Here is a 23242-nt window from a genome sequence, read left to right on the forward strand (position 1 = left end):
TTAAGTGCTGTAGGCGTTCATTTCCTCATTCTGCAATTCTATGGTTTCTAACTCTTTGCCCTCTCTCAACTCGGCATGGCACACGATCGACCCGGTTCGATCGCTCGATCTTCTGCAAAGCGATCGCAAGATTGGGTTAACCCAACAACAAGTCGATGAGCGGCTGCAAGAATTTGGCACTAACGAACTAGAAGAAGCGGGCGGACGTAGCTCTTGGGAAATCTTAATCGACCAGTTTAAAAACGTGATGCTGCTGCTGCTGATTGGCGTGGCGTTAGTGTCTGGCGCTTTAGACTTATTGGATTTAGTGCAGGGAGTCGGCAAACCGGGAGATATTCCTTTTAAAGACACGATCGCGATTTTGGCGATCGTCGTGCTCAATGGTGCATTAGGCTACTTTCAAGAAAGCCGCGCCGAAAAAGCTCTGGCTGCACTCAAACAACTCTCTTCTCCCAGAGTTCGCATTCTCCGCGATGGCAAAGTGCATGAAATCGACTCAGAACAATTGGTTCCGGGCGATGTGATGATGGTAGAAGCAGGCGTTCAACTCGCTGCCGATGGGCGACTGCTCGAAACTTCAAACCTGCAAATTCGAGAATCTGCCCTGACCGGAGAGGCCCACGCTGTCAATAAACAAGCCGACTTGCATCTGCCCGAAGAGACTTCGCTGGGTGATCGCCTCAACCTAGTCTATCAAGGCACCGAAGTCGTTCAAGGTCGCGGCACTGTAGTAGTGACTAGCACCGGGATGCGAACTGAACTCGGCAAAATTGCCACCATGCTGCAAGCCGTAGAGACTGAGCCAACTCCTCTACAGCAGCGCATGGATCAACTCAGTCAAGCCTTGGTGACCGGGGCGCTGATTCTCGTGGGCGTTGTAGTGATTGGGGGGCTGATTGCCGCTAGAAGCTTTGCCCCGATTCGAGAACTGCTGCAAGTTTCGTTGAGCATGGCAGTTGCCGTCGTGCCAGAAGGCTTGCCTGCGGTGATCACGGTGACACTGGCGATCGGCACTCAGCGAATGGTGCGTCGCAATGCTCTAATCCGCAAACTTCCCGCGGTCGAAACTCTGGGTTCTGTGACCACGATTTGTTCTGACAAAACCGGAACGCTGACCCAAAACAAAATGGTGGTGCAATCGTTTCACACGGCCAGCTTTTCGCCCAGCGTCACCGGAGAAGGCTACGTGCCTGAAGGCAAATTTCTGATTCAAGGTCAGGTTGCTAACCCGACCGATTATCCAGAAGTGCGATCGCTGCTCTTAGCCTGCACGCTCTGCAACGATTCGCTTTTGCAATCAGAAAACGGGCAATGGACAATTTTGGGCGACCCAACTGAAGGCGCACTGCTCGTCGTCGCTGCCAAAGCCGGGTTAGAGCAAGATCAGTGGAATAGCAAATTGCCGCGTGTGTCTGAGATTCCGTTCACGTCAGAGCGGAAACGCATGAGCGTGATCGTTGAAGATGCCGCAAAACTACTGGAATCAGAGACAGGCTTTTTGTCAACGCCTTACTTGATGTTTACAAAAGGGTCGCCAGAGTTGGTTTTAGAGCGCTGCCAGAAGATTCAATATGGCGATCGCATTCAAGGTCTCACCGACGAGCAGCGCACTCAAATTCTAGAGCGCAATAATCAGTTAGCGGCCAGAGGCTTACGAGTTTTAGGGTTTGCATATAAGCCTTTAGATAATGTTCCGCCCGAAGGCTCCGACTCAGCAGAGAATGACTTAATCTGGCTCGGCTTAGTCGATATGCTAGATGCGCCTCGTCTAGAAGTCCGGGATGCCGTCGCTCGTTGTCGCACAGCCGGAATCCGTCCGGTGATGATTACGGGAGATCACCAACTCACCGCTCAAGCGATCGCCGAACATCTGGGCATCTCCAAACCCGGTGACGAAGTGCTGATCGGACGCGACCTCGAAAAAATGGACTTGCCAGAATTAGAACGGCACGTCGATCGGGTCAGCATCTACGCTCGTGTTGCCCCCGAACACAAACTGCGGATCGTGCAGGCGCTCCAGCGTCAAGGCAAAATTGTGGCCATGACGGGCGATGGGGTGAATGATGCTCCCGCCTTAAAACAAGCCGACATTGGCATCGCTATGGGAATTACTGGAACCGATGTCAGCAAAGAAGCCAGCGATATGGTTTTGCTTGACGATAACTTTGCCACGATCGTCGCTGCCACCGAAGAAGGTCGCGTCGTCTACACCAACATTCGCCGCTTTATCAAATATATTCTTGGCTCTAACATTGGCGAAGTGTTGACGATCGCCGCCTCTCCTTTGCTGTTATCCACTGGCGGCGTTCCGCTATCTCCCCTCCAAATTCTTTGGATGAACCTCGTGACCGATGGGTTGCCCGCTCTCGCCTTAGCTGTCGAGCCTGCCGAACCCAATGTGATGAATCGTCCTCCCAATCGCCCTGATGAGAATATCTTTTCTCGCGGTTTGGGTTCATACATGATTCGCATCGGCATCATTCTGGCAGTTTTGACGATCGTTCTGATGGTCGGAGCCTATGACTACACCACTCAAAATTTTGGCAATGGTCTTGATGCCGATCGCTGGAAAACAATGGTGTTCACCACTCTTTGCATCGCTCAAATGGGACACGCGATCGCCATTCGGTCTAATTCAAAACTGACGATCGAGCTAGACCCTCGCACTAATCCCTATGTCTGGGGTGCCGTGATTATCACCACAATTCTGCAACTGCTGTTGATCTACGTCGCCCCGCTGCGGAGCTTCTTTGGCACTCACTATCTCACCTTAAATGAATTAGCGGTGTGCTTTGGCTTTAGCGCCCTGATGTTTGTGTGGATTGAGATGGAAAAGCTGTTTGTGCGCTGGTTTGTCAATCGCCGATAAGACGATTTTAATGCGATGTGCCATTAAGAACTCTCACCCCAAACCCCTTTCCCGCAGGAGAGGGGCTTTCAATTTTGTACGGGCGTAGCATGCCGGGCCCTCATGCAGATCTGTTGCGTCAACCAAATTGGTATTAGTGCATTGCGTTAAAAAAACTTCCTAAAATTGCTTATTTCTCACCTAGCGAAAATCTATCTTGGGGTATACTTTACAAAATCTTAACTCTCTCTTAAGAGGGTTGATAGTACCCATTGGAGATAGAGCCAGTGCAACAAGAAAACAAATACCCGGAACTTGAAAACGATCTCAGTCGATTAACTAGCGCTTTTGCAACTCGCAGCACGACGATCGGCAAAGAGGTGATTGCAAGTCTGAGATGTCGAATGACTCTACGAGACGTAGCTGGAATGGTGCTTGTTAGCCTCGAACGCCTCGTCTGGCAAGATCAATTAGCATTTTGCTGGGCAGTTGAAAACACAGTTCCGGGCTATGTGATGCGAGAGATCAGGAGAATCACCTCCATCACGGTTTATAAACGTCTCATCGATCGCGGCTTAGATCCCGGACAAGACTTTAGCGTCGATGCTAAAGGAAATATTCTGTTTACCGATCGAGCTAAAACCACCGCTTTCAGCTAGGTCAGAAATAGTCACAATGGTGTGAAATCTATCCAGCTTGGGCAACTTATAAGTAGGGTGAGTGACTCATCAGACGCGAGTCCACGCTTCCAATCAAAACACCTTACCGTAGTCACCATGCTGGATTTCACTGTGGCCATCCGCACCTTCAATGGAGCCAAACGCCTTCCCCTGATTCTGGAGCGATTGCGGACGCAGATTCAACTTGAAGCGATCACTTGGGAAGTGCTCGTGGTCGATAACAACAGCGACGACGACACAGCGCAAGTAATTCAAAGCTACCAAAATAACTGGGAACATTGCCCGTTGCGCTATGTGTTTGAACCCCAGCAAGGAGCCTCGATCGCTCGTCGCCGCGCCATTCAAGAAGCCCAGGGTAACCTGATCGGCTTTTTAGATGACGACAATTTGCCCTCCGAAAATTGGGTGGCTGCCGCCGTTGCTTTTGGACAAGCCACCCCCAAAGCTGGGGCATTTGGCAGTCGGATTCACGGTGTTTTTGAAACAGAACCCCCAAAAAACTTTGAGAAAATCTCTCAATATTTAGCAATTAAAGAAAACCCGCGACAGTATTGTTACGACACTTATGAAAAAGGGTTGCCTGCCGGAGCGGGACTCGTCATCCGACGGCAAGCGTGGCTAGAAAGCGTTCCAACTCATCTTGTTCTTCAAGGCCCAACTGGCGATCTGTTACCGACAAAAAGTGAAGAGATCGAAGCCTTGTTTCACATCCGCAAAGCAGGTTGGGAAATTTGGCATCACCCCACGATGCAAATTGAGCATCAAATCCCTGAACGACGCTTAAAAAGAGACTATTTGCTTAGCTTCTTTCGCACATTAGGTCTGAGCCGCTATCGCTTAAGAATGCTCCACTTTTCTCCCTGGCAGCGACCTGGGATGACGATCGTATATTTGGTCAGCGACATCTGCAAGATTGCTAGATTTTTTGCCCGCCATCACAAAATTCTTCAAACTGATGTAGTTACTGCGTGTGAGATGCAGGCTTTAATCGGTAGCCTATTCAGCCCTTTCTATCTTTTTAAAAGGAATTTGTTACTGATCAATCAACCGTTATATCCACTTGCAAAAACGCAACCTTGCCCCTAGTTAATCAGTCTTTCTTAATCATTTAATCGTAAATAATGCTAGACCTTACAGTTGCTATTTGTACCTACAACGGGGCTAATCGGATCCAGCAAGTATTGGAGCGGCTGCACTCGCAGGTCAATTCCAAAAACATTGGTTGGGAAATTATTGTAGTTGACAACAACAGCACTGATCACATCAAGCAAGTCATTGATGATTATCAAAAGAGCCACTTTTCTACAGCAACACTTCGCTATTTATTTGAGCCTCAGCAAGGAGCCGCATTTGCTAGGCTTCGGGCAGTTCAAGAAGCGAAGGGTCATCTCGTTGGCTTTCTCGACGACGACACGCTTCCAGATGAAAATTGGCTTGTCAATGCCTATGAATTTGCTCAAACTCATCCTGATGCAGGAGCTTATGGAGGGCAGATTCATGGCGAATTTGAAACTGAACCTTCGCCAGAATTTAAGCAAGTTGCTATCTTTTTAGCGATCGTCGAACGTGGCTCAACCCCGCATCTTTACACGCGGGTTCTTCCTCCTTCAGCCGGATTAGTGGTGCGGCGGCAGGCTTGGCTAGAGAGCGTTCCTAAGAAACCTTTTTTGACAGGACGCACACCCCACTCAATGCTGTCGAGCGAAGACATTGAAGCGATCGCTCACATTCAAAAAGCGGGCTGGGAAATTTGGTATAACCCGACAATGCAGATTTATCACCAGATTCCAGCATGGCGATTAGAACGCACTTATCTTTTGAACTTAGTGAGAGGAATCGGGTTAGCGAAACATCACATTCGCATGATTCGCCTCGACGTTTGGCAGAGACCCTTTGCGTTTTTGGTTTATTTAATCAACGACTTGATTAAAACAGTTTCTTATTTTATTAAGCACCAGAAATTACTCAAAAAAGATCTATCTACCGCTTGCCAGATGGAGCTATTAACGAGTAGTTTAACTAGCCCGTTCTATCTTTGGAGTCGTCGTTTAAACTCAAAATAATAAAAGGTTTCTAGAGATGAAGTTATTGATTCAGCACAATCACTATAAAGATGAAATCTCAGGTGTTCTAACTTATATTTCTTCAATCCAATCAGAGTTGAACTTGAGAGGTATTGAAACTAAAGTAATTTCCACTACTGAGAATTCGTGGTCACAATGGGTTAGCTCTATCGCTTGGGCTGATCTGATTCACATGAATTCTAATCATTTAGCTTTTGCGTGTTTGTGTAAAATTCTCAATAAAAAGATCGTAATTAAATACCATTATTTGTTCTATGCATCGATTCACTCTACTTATCAGCCGATGTCTTTGTTTCAACGGCTCAGAACAGAGTTTGTTGACTCATTGCCTAAGCCTAACTATCCTTTGAAATGGAAGTTGCACACGATCGTAAAACTAGCAAAATTAGCGACTCGTTTTTTGACCGCTTTGATTGTCGATCGTCACACTGCTTGCAGTCAGTTTTTGGCAGATTCTCACAGCTTTCCTTGGAAAGTTACAACCTTGTACAATCCGATTCAAGTTCAAGATCACGGCTTTCAAGAAACAGTCGATGACCTATCTAAGCCTGATTCATTTGTTTATGTAGGACGACTTAACCCCGATAAAGGAGTTGATTTATTATTAAGGGCCACAAAACTGCTTCAAACCCAAAATAGAGACTTTCGGGTATTAATTATTGGAGACGGCGGAGAAGCAAAGGCACTTCAAGTCTTGGCAACAGAACTAGACATTTCAAATCGGGTTGAATTTTTAGGAAACTGTTCTCAGTCAAAAATTTTGTCGATCGTTCGTTCTGCACTTGCGCTCGTTGCGCCCTCTCGATGGCAAGAACCCGCAGGTTATGTTGTGCTTGAAGCTTCTAGCGTTTCTACTTGCTCGATCGTGGCCAATGTTGGAGGTTTGCCAGAAATGGCAGGGTCGCACACCTTCTTGTTTGAGCAAGAAAACGTTGAAGAATTAGCTGCCGCCATGAAATTTTGTCTAGACCACCCCGAAGAGACGATCGAGCGCGGCAAAGGAGCAAATCAATATGTTAGCGAGAGATTTTCTCCTGCTCAAACGGTTGATCACCTGCTCAAGATTTATCAAGAAATCAGCCCAAATTTCAATGGGCAGAATGAGGGGATGGAATGACTGTAGGGGTAGCGCCCCCGTGCCTACCCCTGAGGTCAGGCAACCACGAAGGGATTGCCCCTACCTTCATCTCGTTATTCAGCAATGCCAATTGCCATTAGATCCGAATCGATAGCAGTGGCATCAGAGCATCGTCACTCAGCAATTCGCTCTTTTGAGATGCGACTTTTGAATCGATCGGCACTACCTGCACCGCACACGCCTTTAATTCTGGCTGCTTTGAGTCGGGGCAACAAGCGGGATGCGTCAACGCATTGGCTTCTGCGTGGCTTGCCCAGAGCGCGCCCCAGTGCATCGGCACAAATAGGGTCCCCGGCGCGATCGCTTTCGTCACTAAAACCGGAAGCCTGACGAAACCACGACGCGATCGCACCTCCACCCATTCGTCATTTTTGACTCCGATCGCAGCCGCATCACGGGGGTGAATCTCAAGAAACGGGTTGGGGTGCATCTTCATGATTTTCTCAATCCGACCCGTGCGCGTCATTGTGTGCCAGTGCCCATAGAGCCGCCCTGTGGTCAATACATAGGGATATCCCTCGTCAGGCGGCTCTGCCAAGCCTCGCGAATGGTAAGCCGCAAATCTTGCTCGCCCATCTGGAGTGTGGAAGCGCAGATCTGTATAGAGACGCTTAGACGGCTGCGGCGTAATCGCAGCAGGCTGAATTGCTGGCTTTTTCTCTTGAAGCTTCTCAACCTCGATTCTTGCGCCTTTTGCCCGTGTACCCTCGGCTTTCAGTTCGGATGGCATATCTTCAGTCTTTCCCGAAAGCGGCCATTGAAGCGGGCCTTCTGCCCGAAGTCGAACGTGACTGATGCCCGACTGATCGCAAGGACGGCCGTGGGTGAGTTGAGCAAACTCACGATAGACTTCGGCAGCGTTATTAAAGGCAAATTCTTTCGTAAAACCGAGGCGACGACCGACTTCGGCAAAGATTGCCCAATCTGCTCTGGCTTGCCCTGGAGGACTGCGGAATTTAGGGCAAAGCGTCACGCGCCGCTCAGAGTTGACCATCACGCCAGATTTTTCGCTCCACTGAGCCGCCGGAAGCAATACATGAGCATAGGCAGCCGTCTCGGTCGGATAATAGGCATCTTGATAGACCGTGAAGGGCGATCGTTTCAGCGCCGCCTTGGTGCGCTCAATATCGGGCATACTTACCGCTGGATTAGTGGCAGCCACCCACAAAACGCCGACTTCTTCCCGCTCTAAACCCGTGATCATCTCCCAGCACGTTAACCCTGGAGTCGCTGAAATCGCGCCCGGTTCGAGTCGCCAAAATTGCTCAACCTCAGCCCGATGAGCTGGATTGTTGACGAGGCGATATCCGGGCAGCAGATGAGATAATCCTCCGGCTTCGCGTCCTCCCATCGCATTGGGCTGACCTGTGAGTGAAAATGGGCCCGCTCCGGGCCTGCCAATTTGCGCGGTCATCAAGTGCAAATTAATCAGCGCTCTAACTTTTGCAGTTCCTTCGCTGGATTGATTTAGCCCCATCGACCACATCGATAAAACCCGCTTTGAGTCACCCCAATACTTCGCGGCCGTTTCTAAATCTTCTTCTGAAATGCCGCAGCGGTGGGCAACGATATCTGGCGAATAGTGCTGAATCACCACCGCAAGATCTGAAAAGTGAGCCGTATGTTCGTCAATAAATGCAGCATCGACCTTGCCCCACTTCAGCAGCAGATGAGCAATGCCGTTAAAGAGATCGATATCCGTTCCGGGCTTGATCGCCAAGTGCAAATCAGCGACTTCAGCCGTGGCAGTGCATCGCGGGTCAATCACCACCAGTTTGACGGTGCGGTCTTGTTTGTGGTGCTTCCGCAACCGATTGAAGAGAATCGGGTGACACTCAGCCAAATTGCTGCCTGCAATGAAAGCGCAATCGGTTTCGTCAAGGTCGTCATAGCAGCAGGGCGGACCATCAGCCCCAAAGCTTTGAATGTAGCCAGAAACCGCAGACGACATACACAATCGAGAATTGGCATCAAAGTTGTTGGTGCCCAGGCAGCCTTTGATCAGTTTTTGAGCGATGTAATAGTCTTCAGTTTGCAACTGACCCGACCCATACATGCAGACAGCATCCGCCCCTTGCGTTGAGCGAACGGTTTGAATTTGATTGGCAACCCGATCGAGGGCTTCATCCCAACTGACTCGTCGAAACGGCTCATCTAACGACTCCCGCATCATCGGAAACTGCAACCGATCTTTGTGCAGTGACTCGGCGATCGTCGCCCCTTTTACGCAGACCATTCCCTGACTAGAGGGGTGATCACGATCGCCGCGCACTTGCCAGATCGGAGTGCCTTGTTTGTCACGATTGGTGGCCTTGCCAGCTTGCGCGGGGGGAAGCGCTTCTAACCCGCAGCCAACTCCACAGTAAGGGCATAAGGTCTTAGTCGAATCAATCATAAGCGTTCCACGACATGAGTACGATCGGAGGAAGCAAGCTTTTCGTAGACTCGCAACTGCTGACAGGGAATCTGAGCCAAAAGGCTCGTGTTCGTCGCTTTGGAGCTATGAATTTCGAGCAGGGCATCGGGCGGAGCTTCAAAGAGCAGGCGTTGTCCTGGAAATATCAAGCGCTCAAAGCATCCGCTTGCGAGATGGGTGATTCGAGCCATCTGAAGCTGACTGGTCGCATTGATGTAATAGCAAAGAACGCGATCGGTGCCATCCGAAGGCGAAGCGGACGAGTGTTGGGTCATACCAAAAGTCCCTTAATGACAGCGCTAGGATTTCCAGCTAAAAATGGGTGTTCTCCTGCTGCTTAGTCCAGATTAGACAGACCACTACTCTTGAGTGGGCACTATTTTTGCTCGTATGCGAGGCTGCTTTCTGTGCGCCCCGATACGGCTTCGGGTTCCTGGGCATAGTCTTCTGCAAAAGAGCCGTTGGGTTCTTTTAAGAAGAAAGCGCACATGGTAGCGCAAATTAACGCCGTGATTCCCATCGTGGCAAACAGGGTTTGAGCGTTGGTCAAGCTATAAACCGTGAGATAAATCACGCCGCCAACATTGCCATAAGCGCCAACGTTGCCCGCAATCTGCCCGGTGATGCTCTTCCTGATCAAGGGCACCATGCCATAGGTTGCGCCACAGCCTGCTTGAGCGAAATAAGCGCCAAAAATCGTGACGGCGATCGCTAGGGGAATTGCCCAACTTTTGTTGATGCCAAAAGCCAGCAAGTAGCCGATGCCGATACCCACTGTGATGATTGTCAGTGTCCATTTGCGGCTGCCGAGTTTGTCAGAGAGCAACCCACCGCTCGGACGCGAGATTAAATTCATGAAGGGGTAAGAGGCGGCAATCATACCCGCAATTACATGCTCTAAGCTAAAGGTCTTCTCAAAAAAGGCGGGCAGCATTGAGACGGCAGCGAGTTCGGAGCCAAAGCTCGCGGCGTAAGCAAACGCTAATAGGGAGACTTGACGAAACTTGTAGCGATCGGCGGCAGCATATTTTTTCTGACCCGTGAGCATTTCTCGATTGACTCGCCAGCCTTGATAGGTTTGGTAAGCGTAGAGGATGCCCAGCAAACCCCAGGTGATCAGCATTCCCGTTTGGTCAAAAAACTTGACTTGCTGTAAGCGCCACGCCAATAAACCAAGAGCAAAGATTAAGCCGAAATTCATCGCGATCATTGCCCAAAAGCTTTTGACACTGGTGACTTCCATGCCACCGCTCTTTCTAGGCTTTCTGTAAACTTTTCCGGTGGGGGTGTCTTGAGCCATGCGGAAATAGACTACGCCGTAAAGGGCAGAGACAATGCCTGTGAGCGCGATCGTCAAGCGCCAATTAGATGCGCCCCCGGCCAGAAATGCGGTGCTGGCAGCGAGCAGAGGCAAACTAAATTCTGCGGCAAACGCGCCAAAGTTGCCCCATCCGCCATAGATGCCTTCTGCCAAGCCAATTTCTTTGGGCGGAAACCACTCCGACACCATGCGGATGCCGACCACAAATCCGGCACCGACGATGCCCATCAACAAACGGCTGATGACTAATTGATTAAAGTCTTGGGAAAATGCTGTTGCAAAGCAGGGCACGATCGAGAAAATCAGCAGTGAGGAAAAAGTGATTCTGGGCCCGAAGCGATCGAGCACCATGCCGATAATGATGCGGGCTGGAATCGTCAACGCCAAATTGCAAATGCCCAGCGTTTTGATTTGGGTGGCATAGTCTAAGCCCAACTCTTTGCCGATCGTAGTAGCAAACGGGGCAAAGTTAAACCAGTTGACAAACGTGAGAAAGAAAGCAAACCAAGTCAAATGAAGAATCTGATAGCGACCCCCAAACGACCACAATTGTTTGAACATGAGTGTTGTAGGAAGGTTAATGGTCTTCTGTAGCAAAGCGACTAAACAGGAAATCTAGAGCCTGGTTCCGCAGGGTGTAATAGTGCGGGTCTTCCATGATCTGAGTGCGGATGCGGGGGCGAGAAAAGGGAATCTCTAAAATCTCGCCAATTTGGGCGGCGGGCCCATTGGTCATCATGACGACGCGATCGGCGAGAAACAGCGCTTCGTCAATGTCGTGTGTGATCATCAGCACGGTGACGCGATGCTCTGTCCAAATTTGCAAGAGTTCTTCCTGCAATTCTTCTTTGGTGATCGCATCGAGTGCGCCAAACGGTTCATCTAAAATCAAGACTTGCGGATAAATGGCTAGAGCGCGGGCGATCGAGACTCGCTGCTTCATTCCACCTGACAATTGACCGGGTTTTTTATTTGCCGCTTCTTCTAAACCGACCATCGCCAGGTGCTTGTGAACGATCTCTTCTTTAGCTTTTTTAGGCTTGTCAGGGTAGACAGAATTGACCGCCAAATAGATATTTTCAAACGCCGTTTTCCAGGGCAGCAGCGAATAGTTTTGGAACACGACCATGCGATCGGGGCCAGGTTCTGTAATCCGTTTTCCCTGAAGACGAACTTCGCCACTAGAGGGCTGACGAAAGCCAGACACCATATCGAGCAGCGTGCTTTTGCCGCAGCCAGAGTGACCGATGACGCAAACAAATTCCCCTTCACTGACGGCAAGATTAACGTCTTCTAAAACGGTATAATCGCCGCTCTTAGTCGGATAAACCTTTGACAAGTTCTCGACGACGAGAAACGAATCGGGCTGAGAAGTTTGAGGAGTAGAATCTTCGCTGATTAATGTCTGCATAGGTGAAGGGTGAGGAATAAGAACTAGGCGGCTTTGACACTCTCGCTGGGCACGTCGAGCAAGACTTCTTCGACGCTGACTTCGTGACCGATCTCCAGAGATTTGAGATAGGCGATCGGGTCGTTGGGGTTAAACACCACGCCATCAAATAGTGTGAAAGAGTTGCGGTTTGGCTCAGTGCCGGGGTAGCCGACTTGTCTCGCCGCTTCGCTATAAAGCTCGACTTGACGGACACGATCGAGAATCTCAATCCAGTTTTTAGGAAAGGCAGGAATGATTTCCCAGCGAGCGAGTTGGGTCAAAATCCACAGTGCGCCGACTCGCTGCGGGCAGTTGGTTTGATCAATGTGGAATTGATTGAAGCGCAGAATAGATTCGGGCTGACGATCGCTCCCATAAACGTAAGGATCGAGAAAACCGGGGCGAATATAGCTCACGTCAGCGCCCACATATTCCGGTTTCGCTAACAGCGTCAGCATGTCTTCACGGTGACGGCGCTCATCGCAATATTCACACGCTTCTAACAAGGCTTTCATCAGAGCGAGGTGCGTTGCAGGATGTTGAGTTGCCCAGTCTTCACGAACGCCTAAAACTTTTTCTGGGTGCCCCGTCCACAGATCATGAGTCGTCGTCAGCACTATGCCCAACCCTTCTTGAACCGCGCGCGAATTCCACGGTTCGCCGACACAGAAACCGTCCAGAGTTCCCGCTTCTAACGCGGCAACCATTTGAGGTGGGGGAACCGTGACGAGATTGACATCGCGATCGGGGTCAATTCCTGCTGATGCCAGCCAATAGCGCAGCAGCAAATTCTGCATTGATGCGGCATGTACAATGCCCAACGTGTGGGTTTCTCCGGGCGTTTGCGTGATGAATTGTTTGAAATCTTCGAGCGAACGAACGCCGCGATCGTAGAGCTTTTTGCTAATCGTGATCGCATCACCATTTCGGGACAACACCATCGCTGTCAGCACGGGCAGCGGAACTTTGCCATTCATGCCGAGGGTCAGTCCTAACGGCATTCCGGCAACCATTTGCGCCGCATCTAGTCGTCCTTCGGTGATGCCTTGCGCGATCGCTTTCCAACTCGGTTCGCGATGCAGCGTTACGTCTTCTAGCCCATGCTTTTGAAAGAAGCCTTTCTCTTTGGCAATGATCAGCGGCGCGCAGTCCGTGAGCGGAATAAAGCCAATATCGAGATTGACTTTTTCTAAACCGTTGCGGGCGATCGCCACTTTGACGGTTTCTTTGACTTTGCGCTTTTTGTCGCGCTTTTGTTGATTGAGAAAATAGATCATCTCATTCCGCAACGCATAATAGCTAGGATGTTTGACGACATCCATACGTCTGCGAGGGCGAGGAATCGGGACTTCGAGAATTTGACCAATGTGAGCGGCCGGGCCGTTGGTAAGCATCACTACCCGATCGGACAGCAGCAGCGCCTCATCAACATCGTGCGTCACCATCAAGCAAGTCACCTGACTTTCTTCGCAGATTCGCATCAGTTGCTCTTGCAGGTTGCCGCGAGTCAGCGCATCTAACGCGCCAAACGGCTCATCGAGCAGCAGCATTTTAGGACGAATGGCCAGCGCACGAGCGATCGCAACTCGCTGTTTCATCCCGCCCGATAGCTCTTTAGGTTTGCGATGTGCCGCAGGTCTTAGCCCGACCAGATCAATGTTTTGTTCGACAATGCCTTTGCGTTCGCCTTTGGGCAAATGGCTCAAGACTTTATCGACTGCCAGCGCGATGTTTTGCTCGACCGTCAGCCAGGGCAACAGCGAATAGTTTTGGAACACCATCATGCGATCGGGCCCCGGACTTGTCACCTGTCGCCCTTCGAGAACAACACCGCCCACGCTGGGCTGATCCAACCCCGCCACAATGCTGAGAAGCGTAGACTTGCCGCAGCCAGAGTGACCGATCAGTGTGACAAATTCACCTTGACGAATCTGCAATTCAATATTTTTGAGGGCAACATAGCTTCCGCCTCCTGTGAGCGGAAACACCTTATCAACGTGGTCAATTTCTAAAAAGACAGACATGGTAAGAGTAGGATGAAGGGTGCAGCGATCGGGCTTGAATCTTGATGCGGACAAACCGAAATCTAGTTTTCCGACACGATCAGCGAACCGAGGTAGTTAACCAGCCGATCGAGTGCCAGACCTACCAAACCGACATACAGCACTGCGATAATAATTTGGCTCATGCTGTTTTCGTTGCCTGCGTTGTAGGCATCCCAGATAAAAAAGCCAATGCCGCCTTCTGCTTTCAGCATTTCTGCGGCGACGATCGCCAACCACGCTAACCCGATGCCGATCCGCAATCCGCCAAACACGTAGGGAACCGTGGACGGCACCAAAATGTTGAAGAAGTATTCTTTACCCGACAGGCGCAACACTTTGGCCACGTTGTTATAGTCTTGAGGAATTTGTTGAACGCCTAACGCAGTGTTGATCACGATCGGCCAGATTGCCGTAATGAAAATTACAAACAACGCTGCCGGGGTGCTGTCTTGAAAAATGCCGAGCGACAGCGGCAACCACGCCAGAGGTGGAACCGTCCGCAACACTTGAATCATCGGGTCAAGACCGCGCCGCATAAACTGGCTCATGCCAATTAGGACACCGAGCGAAATGCCGACGATCGCTGCCAGCGAATAGCCAACCATGACTCGCTGCAAACTAATCCAAATCTGCAACCCTAACCCTTTAGACGTGCCGCCGTCGTCATAAAACGGGTTGAGGATCAATTCATACGTTTGCTTTAACACTGTAATCGGGCCGGGCATCTTGGTCTCCGGTGAGAGACACAGCAGTTGCCAAATCACCAGCACGACTGCTGTACAGACGATCGGAGGAATTAACTGCTTTGCAAACTTTTGAAGAGTTTCTAGCAATGCAGAAGACGAATCTGAGCGAAGGGAAGGAGTAACAGTCATAGGGGAATCTTTGAAAAGACGGTTGCAGAGGGTTCAGATTACAAATTCTTTGGTTGGGGGGCACAGATGCCATGCCCCCAATGCTTAATGCTTTGAGAAAAAGACGCAGCTACGCTTTCTTGATTTTGAGACCACCGAGATAAGCTGCTGTATCAGCCGCATCAAACTTGGTGCCATCAAAGAAGGTTTCGACCCCGCGCGACGAGTCTTTGGGAATCGCGGCTGTTTGCCCGATCGCTTTCGCGGCCGCTTGCCATAGGTCTTCACGGTTCACTTTGTCTACCATCTCTTTGACGTTGGTGTCAGCCGCAAACCGACCCCAGCGCATGTTTTCAGTGATGAACCAGGCATCGTGATTCTTAAACGGATAAGATGCCCCATCACGCCAGAATTTCATCAGCAACTCGCTGTTTTGCAGAGTGCGACCATTGCCAAAATCAAAGTTGCCTTTGGCTCGATCGATGATGTCTTTTACCGGAGCTTTCACATACTTATCAGACGACAGAATCTCGCACATCTCTTGCTTGTTCTCGTCTTTGTCACACCAGACTTGGGCCTCTTGAATCGCCATCAGCAGCGCCTTTGCAGCCTTGGGGTTTTTATCGACCCAATCTGCCCGCATTGAGAACGCTTTTTCGGGATGCCCCTTCCATAGTTCGCCTGTCGTAACTGCGGTGTAACCCAGTTTTTTGTTGATCAGACGAGCGTTCCAGGGTTCACCCACACAGAACGCATCCATCGTTTTGGTTTCCATGTTGGCAACCATTTGAGGCGGCGGAATCACCACGATGTCCACGTCTTTTTCGGGGTCGATGCCACCTGCCGCTAACCAATAGCGCATCCACAAATCGTGAGTGCCACCGGGGAAAGTGACAGCCGCTTTAAATTTCTTGCCAGCCGCCTTTGCCGCATCGATTTTTGCCTTGAGCAAAGAGCTATCTGTCGCGACTTTCAGGTCTGCATAGTCGTTAGACAGTGAGATGCCCTGCCCGTCTGTGTTGAGGCGCGCCAGAATATACATTGGCAATGGCGTGTTGCCCTTGGTAATCTTGCCTGCTGACATCAGGTAAGGCATGGGGGTGAGAATGTGGGCACCATCAATGCCGCCTCTGTCAGAACCAAGCTCTAAGTTGTCGCGAGTCACTGCCCAAGAAGTCTGCTTAGTGACTGAGACATCTTTCATCCCATACTTCTCGAAATAGCCTTTTTCTTTGGCAATCACCAACGGCGCGCAATCGGTCAGGGCGATAAATCCGAGTTTGGCAGTGGTCACTTCTGGAGCGTCAGCCGTGCCAGAATTCACAGCCGGAACCGCGCTCGGAGAGGCACTTCCACCAGTTGCAGATTTAGGGCTACTACAACCGTGAACAAGTAGCGTCCCGGCAGCGGTTGCGCCTGCGGTGATGATGAATTTCCGTCTTGAAAGATTGCTCATTAATCCTATTCCAATGATTTCGCTGGGTTTGGGGTTGCAAGGGGGAACTTGCAGCGTGTGTGAGGAGGAACAGTGTAAATGGGCAGCAATTAGCGTTTAACTGCCCTGTGTTTAACTGTCCGGGTAGCGATGCGCTCAGGCATCGATCGAGACATCACCCACCGGATGAGCGATGCACGTCAGAATCGTTCTGGCAGCGCGATCGTCATCATCTAGTGCATCGGGTTCGCCGTCATAGCGAATTTCACCTGCAAGCAGCGTTTGCTTACAAGTGCCACAGTTTCCCGATCGACAACTGCTGTCGAGTTCGACTCCTGCCTGTTCTGCAATCTCTAAAATCGAGCCACCTTCAGTTGAGGTGATTTCTTGACCAGATTTTGCAAACTTGACGGTGGCAGGGGCAGCGATCGCAGGGGCAGAAACCTGCGACGGCTGAGAAAACTGAAGGCTGGTCGGCAATTCGTCATCAACGGTGACTTCAATCTGAGAAGACTGGGCGATCGGCATCTCGGCTTTGAGATGGGCACCAAACTGCTCAACCAAAATGTCTCGCAGAATCGGCTTAAGATCCTCACAGGGAATGCCTTTTCGTACACAGGTGCCCAGATGAGCGTCTTTGCCCACTGTGCCACCCATATAGAGGTCTACGCCTTCCAACGTGCGCCCGTCTTTGCGGACTTTAGTGCCCATCAAGCCAATGTCAGCAACTTGAGGTTGACCGCAAGAATTGGGGCACCCCGTCCAGTGAATGCGAACGGGACGATCGCACGACAGTTCGGCTTCGAGTTCTTTAATCAAAGCAACGGCGCGATTTTTGGTTTCAATCAACGCAAAGTTGCAGAACTGGGAGCCAGTGCAAGACACGAGCGCACGAGAAAGATTGTTGGGCTGGTGGGAGAACCGCTCGACGATCGCTTCGTCGAGCAATGCCGAGAGTCGAGAGTCGGGCACGTTGGGCACGATAAAATTTTGCTCAACCGTGAGGCGAATTTCTCCACTTCCATAGACTTCAGCGAGTCGCGCCAGGTCAAACAGATCTTGAGCAAACAGCCGACCCACCGGAACGTGTAGCCCTACATAATTCAAACCGGGTTGCTTTTGGGCATAAACGCCGATGTGATCGCGTTTGTCCCAGAGAATCTCGTCTTTAAGCGCCGCCCTTTGCAGCGAGTGCCCGATGTGTTGCTCAACTTCAGAGCGAAATTTCTCAATGCCCCATTCGTCGATCAGCCACATCAGACGAGATTTTTGACGGTTGGCACGCAGCCCATGATTGCGATAAACCGTGAGAATCGATTCACACATCCCCACTACATCGTCGGGTGTTACCCACACATCCATCGGCACTGCCGCTTCGCATCGCTTTGCAGAGAAGAAACCACCGACTAGGACATTGAAGCCAAATACGCTGTTTTGATAAGCCGGAACAAAGGCAATATCATTAATTTCAGCGTGAACGGAGTTGTCTCGACATCCGGCGATCGCGATATTAAACTTGCGAGGCAGATTGGTAAATTCAGGATTGCCCTGACCATGATTGGTGATCATGTCCTGCACCTGAATTGCTAACTCCCGCGTGTCAAACAATTCGTCGCCATCAATCCCGGCGACAGGCGACCCCGTAATATTGCGGACGTTATCCATTCCCGACTGAACGCTGGTCAGGCCTGCATTTTCAAATCGGTTAAAGATGTCAGGCACATCTTCGATGCGAATGCCGCGCAGTTGAAAGTTTTGCCGAGTCGTGATGTCGGCGTAACCCTCTTCGCCATAGCGCTGCACAATTTCTGCCAAAATTCGCGTTTGGGCGCTGGTGATAATGCCGTTGGGCAATCGCATCCGCAGCATAAACCTGCCAGGAGTCACCGGACGGAAGAAAACCCCCAGCCACTTCAGGCGATGGTCACGATCGGTTTCATCCATCGCTTCCCAGCCGATTTGAGCAAAATGATCCAATTCAGCCTTCACCGCAAGCCCATCTTTCTCTGCTTTCAATTTTTCAAACTTATTGAGAGTTACGGCTGATGAAAGGGTGTCTGTCATGGTGAATCTTGTTGATAAAGGGTGTCCGAACCGAACACGGGCGATCGAGAAACTAATTTCTGGCAAAGCTGTCAAACGCTTGAGTTGACGCTGCGTTGTCTTTGTGCTGATGAAGCCAAGGTAGGCGAGATCACAATGACAATTCGTATAGTTGGTTACCAAATGTTTCTAATTATGAAGTTCACGCATCATTGCAATGCGATTTCAGCATTTATCAGGAGGATTTTCTAGACATTTGCATCTGCTGTTAGGATGAGTCGTTACTACGCTGCCTCAGTTGAGAGAACACTATGAATCGTCGATCGTTTTTGTCTTGGTTTGGGTTGGGTTGGGCGGTCAGCCGATTGCCTGTTGCGTTAACAGCCATCGCTTCAGGGTTGGCTGCTTGCTCTAAAAGTTCTGATTCGGCGGTGCAACCGAGTGCCGATAGCAAAGCTGCAAGCAGTGATGGCTTTCAGACGATCGGGTCGCTGGCTGATTTAGATAAAAATGGCCAAATTTTAAGTGAGAAGTCGGTGATCGGTCCGGTGTTGATAATTCGCAATCCGACTACACCGACCGCAGTGGTGGCGGTCAATCCGACGTGTACCCATCAAGGGTGTTTGGTAGCTTGGAAAAGTGAGCGCAAGTCGTTTGCGTGCCCTTGTCACAATTCCACTTTTACGGCGGAGGGAGCGGTGATCGAAGGCCCGGCGCGAAAGGCATTGGGGACTTATATCGCAAAAATTGAAGGGAATTCAGTCTTGGTGAAAAAGGGTTAATGCGGCTTTTACTTTTGGTAGATGAACGATCGCGATCTCTGATCCACCGTTAAGTAATCACGATTTGGATTGGAGATTTGACCATGACTACTGCAACCAATCAAGACACTCTCGCCCTCAGCAATCTTGAATATGATCTGCTCACGGCTCTGCAAAACAAAGCAGAAGCCGTCAAAGCCTACGATACCTACATTAAAGATGCTGAAGAGATGAGTTCTCAGCCCTGTGTAGAGCTGTTTCGCAAGTTGAAAGCCGATGACACGAAAACGGCTCAAGAACTTCGTCACCACCTGCAAGAAGTGATGCAAAAAGGCAAAATGTAATGCAAAAATTCAGAGCGATTTGATTGACCCGTAGGGACATGGCATGTCGTGTCCTTCCGCCAGCGTTTAAGCGATCGCAACCGTTTTCAAAATTGGTATTAAAGCGATCGGGCACCTTCTAGCGGTGCCTTTTTTGTCACAATAAATTCTCTAAAACTTTGAGTGTTGGCGGCTGACCTGGAATGTGGAAGCTAAAATCAAGCATATTCCACAACCCTGTGGGTCATCCGCAAAAGAACCGTGCAATCAAATTATCTCGAAACGTTGCAGCAAGCCCAAACCGCCGCAGCTCATCAAGACTGGGCATTGCTCAATCACTATTTGCAACAATTGCTAGGCGAAGAGTCATCAGCCTCGCCTACCGCAGATCCATTTCTCTTGTTAAATTTGGCATTACAGAGTCTAGAGTCAGGAGATTTTCAAGACCGATGGAATGTCGCTAAACTCTTTCCGAGCTTTGCCGAAGCCGCGATCGCCCCACTTCTCGATCTTCTGCAAAACCAAGACGCTGACTCAGAAGCTCAGTGGTTTGCGATTCGGATTCTGGGCGGATTTAACCATCCCCAAGTTGTCACAGCATTAGTCGATCTGCTCAAAACATCCACTAACGAAGAACTGAATGGGATGACAGTTACCGCCCTCGCTAATCTGGGCAGCGGCACGATCGAAATTCTCGCCGAGTTGCTCAACCAAGACAACACGCGACGATTAGCCACTCAAACCCTGGCTCAAATTCGTCGCCCCGAAACGGTGCCCTTGTTGGAAAAAGTCGTTAACGATGAAGATGCTCAGGTGCGGGCACTGGCGATCGAAGCTCTCAGCAGCTTTCACAATCCAGAAATTTCAAGACTTTTGATCCAGGCATTAAAAGATCCCGCCGTGCTGGTCAGACGAGCCGCCGTAACCGGGCTGGGCTTCTGCGGTGCTGACCTAGCGGCATTAGATCTGGTTTCTCATTTGCATCCACTCTTGCTAGATTTGAACTTAGAAGTTTGCCGACAAACCGCGATCGCCCTTGGTCGGCTGGGCACCCTATCGGCAACCAATGCCCTGTTTGAAAGCCTGCAATCACTCCACACTCCAGAGTTTTTGGCGATCGAGCTAATCAGAGCCTTGGGCTGGATCGGCACCTCAGAAGCACTGCATTGTTTAGAGCGATCGCTGATTCAACTTCCCTTAGCGGAGTCAGTTCGTCAAGAAATCTTGACTGTATTAGGACGAGTCGATCAGCCTGAGCAAAAACGGCAAGCGACCCAAATTTTGCTCGATTTGCTGCAACAAGAAGGCACGTTTGCTCGATCAGCCTCAGCGCGGCAAGCGATCGCCCTTACCCTCGGCCAACTTGGTGATCTTGCCGCACTCGATTCTCTAATCAATCTCCTTGCCGATCCCAATGTCAGCGTCAGATTGCATGTGATTTCTGCCCTCAAAACCCTCGCGCCTGATTCTGCTCACCAACGCTTAGAGCAACTGTCTGAGAGTGAAAATTCCGGTTCAGAATTGGGGCGAGGCGTGGCGATCGCGCTTCAAGAATGGCAGTTGTGAAAAGTTTTAAGTCTAGAATTCATCACTTAGGAACGAGAATTAAATGATGTCGATTACTTGCAAGGTCAATGGTTACGGCAATGCCATGCTCGTACGTAAATCTGCATATTACATTTAATTCACAGTTCTCAAACGGTCTTTGCCCTCAACCTGTATCAACTCTTACCAAATTTTTTGATCAAATTCGTTAAGGTCACTAATAAGTGTCATCTTCAATACAAATCCATGCGTCTAGAGCAGTTGCAGGCATTTCTCGCCGTTGCAGAAACTGGGAGCTTTCAACAAGCCGCCCGCCACTGTAATGTGACGCAATCTACCATCAGTCGCCAAATTCAAGGACTCGAAGCAGAAGTCGGGCTGCCGCTGCTGCATCGATCGGCTCAAGCAAAGCTGACCATTGCGGGCGATCGCTTCTTGCCCCACGCTCGCAAAATCTGGAACGAATGGGGCATCGCCACCCAAGAGTTAGCAGACCTGCTAGACGGCAAACAGCCAGAGCTTTGTGTTGCGGCAATTCACTCCGTTTGCGCGTTTCACTTGCCACCTGTGCTGCAACGTTTTTGCCAAGAACACCCAGAAGTGCAACTGCGGGTGACCTCGTTAGGCAGCGATCGGGCCCTCAAAGTTCTCAAAGATGGGCTGGTAGATATCGCGATCGTCATGAATAACCGTTTTTTGACCGCTAATCCTGAGATGGTTGTTGATGTCCTATACGACGAGCCTGTCAAAGTGTTAATGGCAGCAAACCACCCGCTCACCCAATATACCGAGGTGCCCTGGACGGAGTTAGTCCGCTATCCGCAAGTTGTCTTTAAAGATGGATATGGAATGCAGCGACTTGTACAAGAACAGTTTCAGCGTCAGGGTGTGGCCTTAAATGCCGTGCTAGAACTCAATACCCTAGATGCTTTTCGAGGCATTGTCCGTCAAGGTGAACTGATCGCTCTATTGCCTCAAGGCGCGATTCACGATGTCCATCTCGATCCGACCTTAGCGTCGAGAGCAACGGCTGACCCGACCCTGATTCGTCAAGTAGTGCTGGTGACTACCCACGATCGGTTACAAATTCCCCCGATTCAACGCTTTCGATCGCTCGTCCATGAGCTAATGCGTCAGCCCATTGCTCTAGTAGGTAGCCCCTTATCTTTACCTGTCATGCCAAAGCCCGTCGCTTCGCAAATCGTGGGACGATAAGCGTCTGCAATGAAATTCTTAAGGTTGCTTGGGCAGAAACTATGAGTAACGCATTTAGAGAGCTACTGCGAAAAGTGGGCAGTGGGACTCATACCGGGGAAGATTTGAGCCGCGCCGAGGCAAAAGCAGCGACTCAGATGATGTTGCTGCAAGAAGCAACCCCCGCCCAGATTGGGGCATTTATGATTGCCCATCGCATCAAGCGCCCGACCGGAGAAGAACTGGCAGGAATGCTAGATGCCTACGAAGCATTAGGGCCAGCCCTTCAACCCATTGAGTCTGCCTATCCAGTCACCGTGCTGTGTCTCCCTTACGATGGGCGATCGCGCACTGCCCCGATCAGTCCTTTAACCTCGCTGATTTTGACCAGTGCAGGCGTGCCTGTGATTTTGCACGGGGGAGATCGTATGCCCACTAAAGAAGGGGTGCCCCTAATCGAACTCTGGCAGGGATTAGGGATTCATTGGGAACAGCTTTCTCTCGATCGCGTTCAGCATGTTTTAGAAACCACAGGGCTAGGATTCGTTTACTTGACCAATCACTTTCCGCTCGCATCAGGACTTGTGACTTATCGCGACCAAATTGGCAAACGTCCCCCATTTTCCACGTTAGAACTGATGTGGTCGCCCTATGCAGGAGACGCTCACGTCGTTTGTGGATTTGTCCATCCGCCGACTGAAAATATGATTCGCGATGCCTTTGCTCGACGCGGAATCACAAATTTCACCACCGTCAAAGGGCTAGAAGGAAGCTGTGATTTGCCCCGCGATCGCACGGTGATCATCGGCGCAAACAAGTCTGAGTTTGAACGGCTCTGTCTCGTGCCTCGCGACTCTGGGTTTGCCGCCAAAGAAGTGCCCCTCAGCCCAACTGATGAATGGGTCGAAGCCGTGCAAGCAGTGTTAGCAGGCAAACCGTCTGAGCTAACGCAATCCGCCATTTGGAACGGCGGGTTTTATCTGTGGCGCTGTGGCGTTTGCCCAGATCTAGACGCGGGGCTTGCCAAAGCGGCATCGTTGCTGACCCAAGGGGCGGCAGCTCAGAAGCTCGATGAGATTAGCAAAGCAACTCAATCGCTAGTGGCAGTCCAATCTTAACCATT

The 23242-nt window shown here is 50.4% G+C and carries 18 protein-coding genes; 10 read left to right on the plus strand and 8 right to left on the minus strand.

Annotation, left to right across the window (positions count from 1 at the left end; genetic code table 11):
* The first annotated feature begins 40 nt into the window (after positions 1–40).
* The 5 genes from C7B65_RS07590 (at position 41) to C7B65_RS07610 (ending at position 6729) form a co-directional block, all read left to right on the plus strand.
* Entirely contained in the window at positions 41–2869 is a 2829-nt protein-coding gene (locus C7B65_RS07590; RefSeq protein WP_073070218.1) for a cation-translocating P-type ATPase, read from the plus strand.
* Between the two features lie 266 nt (positions 2870–3135).
* Positions 3136–3507 (plus strand): hypothetical protein, encoded by a 372-nt coding sequence (locus C7B65_RS07595; protein ID WP_073070219.1) that lies wholly within the window; start codon positions 3136–3138, stop codon positions 3505–3507.
* Between the two features lie 117 nt (positions 3508–3624).
* Positions 3625–4614, plus strand: coding sequence for a hormogonium polysaccharide biosynthesis glycosyltransferase HpsE (gene hpsE, locus C7B65_RS07600; protein ID WP_073070220.1), 990 nt, complete (start codon positions 3625–3627; stop codon positions 4612–4614).
* A 35-nt stretch (positions 4615–4649) separates the two neighbouring features.
* Positions 4650–5591, plus strand: coding sequence for a hormogonium polysaccharide biosynthesis glycosyltransferase HpsE (gene hpsE, locus C7B65_RS07605; RefSeq protein ID WP_073070221.1), 942 nt, complete (start codon positions 4650–4652; stop codon positions 5589–5591).
* Positions 5592–5895: 304 nt separating this feature from the next.
* Positions 5896–6729, plus strand: coding sequence for a glycosyltransferase family 4 protein (locus C7B65_RS07610; protein WP_223257317.1), 834 nt, complete (start codon positions 5896–5898; stop codon positions 6727–6729).
* Between the two features lie 97 nt (positions 6730–6826).
* Here C7B65_RS07610 and C7B65_RS07615 read toward each other — a convergent pair whose 3' ends face one another.
* The 8 genes from C7B65_RS07615 to C7B65_RS07650 all read right to left on the minus strand — a co-directional run bounded on the left by C7B65_RS07615 (position 6827) and on the right by C7B65_RS07650 (position 18317).
* On the minus strand, positions 6827–9145 hold the full coding sequence (locus C7B65_RS07615; RefSeq protein ID WP_073070223.1) for a molybdopterin oxidoreductase family protein: 2319 nt from the start codon (positions 9143–9145) through the stop codon (positions 6827–6829).
* Positions 9142–9441 (minus strand): DUF1830 domain-containing protein, encoded by a 300-nt coding sequence (locus C7B65_RS07620; RefSeq protein ID WP_073070224.1) that lies wholly within the window; start codon positions 9439–9441, stop codon positions 9142–9144. Before C7B65_RS07620 ends, C7B65_RS07615 begins: the two co-directional genes overlap by 4 nt.
* A gap of 101 nt (positions 9442–9542) precedes the next feature.
* Entirely contained in the window at positions 9543–11048 is a 1506-nt protein-coding gene (locus C7B65_RS07625; protein WP_073070225.1) for a NarK family nitrate/nitrite MFS transporter, read from the minus strand.
* A 16-nt stretch (positions 11049–11064) separates the two neighbouring features.
* Positions 11065–11898 carry a nitrate ABC transporter ATP-binding protein gene (locus tag C7B65_RS07630; RefSeq protein WP_073070226.1) on the minus strand — a complete coding sequence of 278 codons (834 nt, stop codon included), beginning with the start codon at positions 11896–11898 and terminating at the stop codon, positions 11065–11067.
* 23 nt (positions 11899–11921) lie between these two features.
* Positions 11922–13943, minus strand: coding sequence for an ABC transporter ATP-binding/substrate-binding protein (locus tag C7B65_RS07635; protein WP_073070227.1), 2022 nt, complete (start codon positions 13941–13943; stop codon positions 11922–11924).
* Positions 13944–14005: 62 nt separating this feature from the next.
* Positions 14006–14839 carry a nitrate ABC transporter permease gene (gene ntrB / locus C7B65_RS07640; RefSeq protein ID WP_073070228.1) on the minus strand — a complete coding sequence of 278 codons (834 nt, stop codon included), beginning with the start codon at positions 14837–14839 and terminating at the stop codon, positions 14006–14008.
* A 109-nt stretch (positions 14840–14948) separates the two neighbouring features.
* Positions 14949–16274 carry a CmpA/NrtA family ABC transporter substrate-binding protein gene (locus tag C7B65_RS07645; RefSeq protein ID WP_073070229.1) on the minus strand — a complete coding sequence of 442 codons (1326 nt, stop codon included), beginning with the start codon at positions 16272–16274 and terminating at the stop codon, positions 14949–14951.
* A gap of 135 nt (positions 16275–16409) precedes the next feature.
* A complete protein-coding gene (locus C7B65_RS07650) occupies positions 16410–18317 on the minus strand; it encodes a ferredoxin--nitrite reductase (protein WP_073070230.1) in 1908 nt (635 codons plus the stop codon).
* 290 nt (positions 18318–18607) lie between these two features.
* Between C7B65_RS07650 and C7B65_RS07655 the strand changes: the two genes are divergently transcribed.
* The 5 genes from C7B65_RS07655 (at position 18608) to C7B65_RS07675 (ending at position 23237) form a co-directional block, all read left to right on the plus strand.
* Entirely contained in the window at positions 18608–19078 is a 471-nt protein-coding gene (locus tag C7B65_RS07655) for a QcrA and Rieske domain-containing protein (RefSeq protein WP_073070231.1), read from the plus strand.
* An 83-nt stretch (positions 19079–19161) separates the two neighbouring features.
* Complete coding sequence (locus tag C7B65_RS07660) at positions 19162–19401, plus strand: hypothetical protein (protein WP_073070232.1); 240 nt, start codon at positions 19162–19164, stop codon at positions 19399–19401.
* Between the two features lie 240 nt (positions 19402–19641).
* Positions 19642–20946: a HEAT repeat domain-containing protein gene (locus tag C7B65_RS07665; protein WP_073070233.1), complete on the plus strand. Its 1305-nt coding sequence runs from the start codon at positions 19642–19644 to the stop codon at positions 20944–20946.
* A gap of 225 nt (positions 20947–21171) precedes the next feature.
* On the plus strand, positions 21172–22140 hold the full coding sequence (locus C7B65_RS07670; RefSeq protein WP_073070234.1) for a LysR family transcriptional regulator: 969 nt from the start codon (positions 21172–21174) through the stop codon (positions 22138–22140).
* Positions 22141–22181: 41 nt separating this feature from the next.
* Positions 22182–23237: an anthranilate phosphoribosyltransferase family protein gene (locus tag C7B65_RS07675; protein WP_073070235.1), complete on the plus strand. Its 1056-nt coding sequence runs from the start codon at positions 22182–22184 to the stop codon at positions 23235–23237.
* The last annotated feature ends 5 nt before the right edge of the window (positions 23238–23242 follow it).

The sequence above is a fragment of the Phormidesmis priestleyi ULC007 genome (assembly GCF_003003695.1).
Classification (GTDB): domain Bacteria; phylum Cyanobacteriota; class Cyanobacteriia; order Leptolyngbyales; family Leptolyngbyaceae; genus Phormidesmis_A; species Phormidesmis_A priestleyi_A.

Excerpts from the sequence above, each read along its gene's own strand:
- C7B65_RS07590 (WP_073070218.1), top strand. The coding sequence starts at position 41 with ATGGTTTCTAACTCTTTGCCCTCTCTCAACTCGGCATGGCACACGATC.
- hpsE (WP_073070220.1), top strand. The coding sequence starts at position 3,625 with ATGCTGGATTTCACTGTGGCCATCCGCACCTTCAATGGAGCCAAACGC.
- hpsE (WP_073070221.1), top strand. The coding sequence starts at position 4,650 with ATGCTAGACCTTACAGTTGCTATTTGTACCTACAACGGGGCTAATCGG.
- C7B65_RS07610 (WP_223257317.1), top strand. The coding sequence starts at position 5,896 with ATGTCTTTGTTTCAACGGCTCAGAACAGAGTTTGTTGACTCATTGCCT.
- C7B65_RS07615 (WP_073070223.1), bottom strand. The coding sequence starts at position 9,145 with ATGATTGATTCGACTAAGACCTTATGCCCTTACTGTGGAGTTGGCTGC.
- C7B65_RS07620 (WP_073070224.1), bottom strand. The coding sequence starts at position 9,441 with ATGACCCAACACTCGTCCGCTTCGCCTTCGGATGGCACCGATCGCGTT.
- C7B65_RS07625 (WP_073070225.1), bottom strand. The coding sequence starts at position 11,048 with ATGTTCAAACAATTGTGGTCGTTTGGGGGTCGCTATCAGATTCTTCAT.
- C7B65_RS07630 (WP_073070226.1), bottom strand. The coding sequence starts at position 11,898 with ATGCAGACATTAATCAGCGAAGATTCTACTCCTCAAACTTCTCAGCCC.
- C7B65_RS07635 (WP_073070227.1), bottom strand. The coding sequence starts at position 13,943 with ATGTCTGTCTTTTTAGAAATTGACCACGTTGATAAGGTGTTTCCGCTC.
- ntrB (WP_073070228.1), bottom strand. The coding sequence starts at position 14,839 with ATGACTGTTACTCCTTCCCTTCGCTCAGATTCGTCTTCTGCATTGCTA.
- C7B65_RS07645 (WP_073070229.1), bottom strand. The coding sequence starts at position 16,274 with ATGAGCAATCTTTCAAGACGGAAATTCATCATCACCGCAGGCGCAACC.
- C7B65_RS07650 (WP_073070230.1), bottom strand. The coding sequence starts at position 18,317 with ATGACAGACACCCTTTCATCAGCCGTAACTCTCAATAAGTTTGAAAAA.
- C7B65_RS07655 (WP_073070231.1), top strand. The coding sequence starts at position 18,608 with ATGAATCGTCGATCGTTTTTGTCTTGGTTTGGGTTGGGTTGGGCGGTC.
- C7B65_RS07660 (WP_073070232.1), top strand. The coding sequence starts at position 19,162 with ATGACTACTGCAACCAATCAAGACACTCTCGCCCTCAGCAATCTTGAA.
- C7B65_RS07670 (WP_073070234.1), top strand. The coding sequence starts at position 21,172 with ATGCGTCTAGAGCAGTTGCAGGCATTTCTCGCCGTTGCAGAAACTGGG.
- C7B65_RS07675 (WP_073070235.1), top strand. The coding sequence starts at position 22,182 with ATGAGTAACGCATTTAGAGAGCTACTGCGAAAAGTGGGCAGTGGGACT.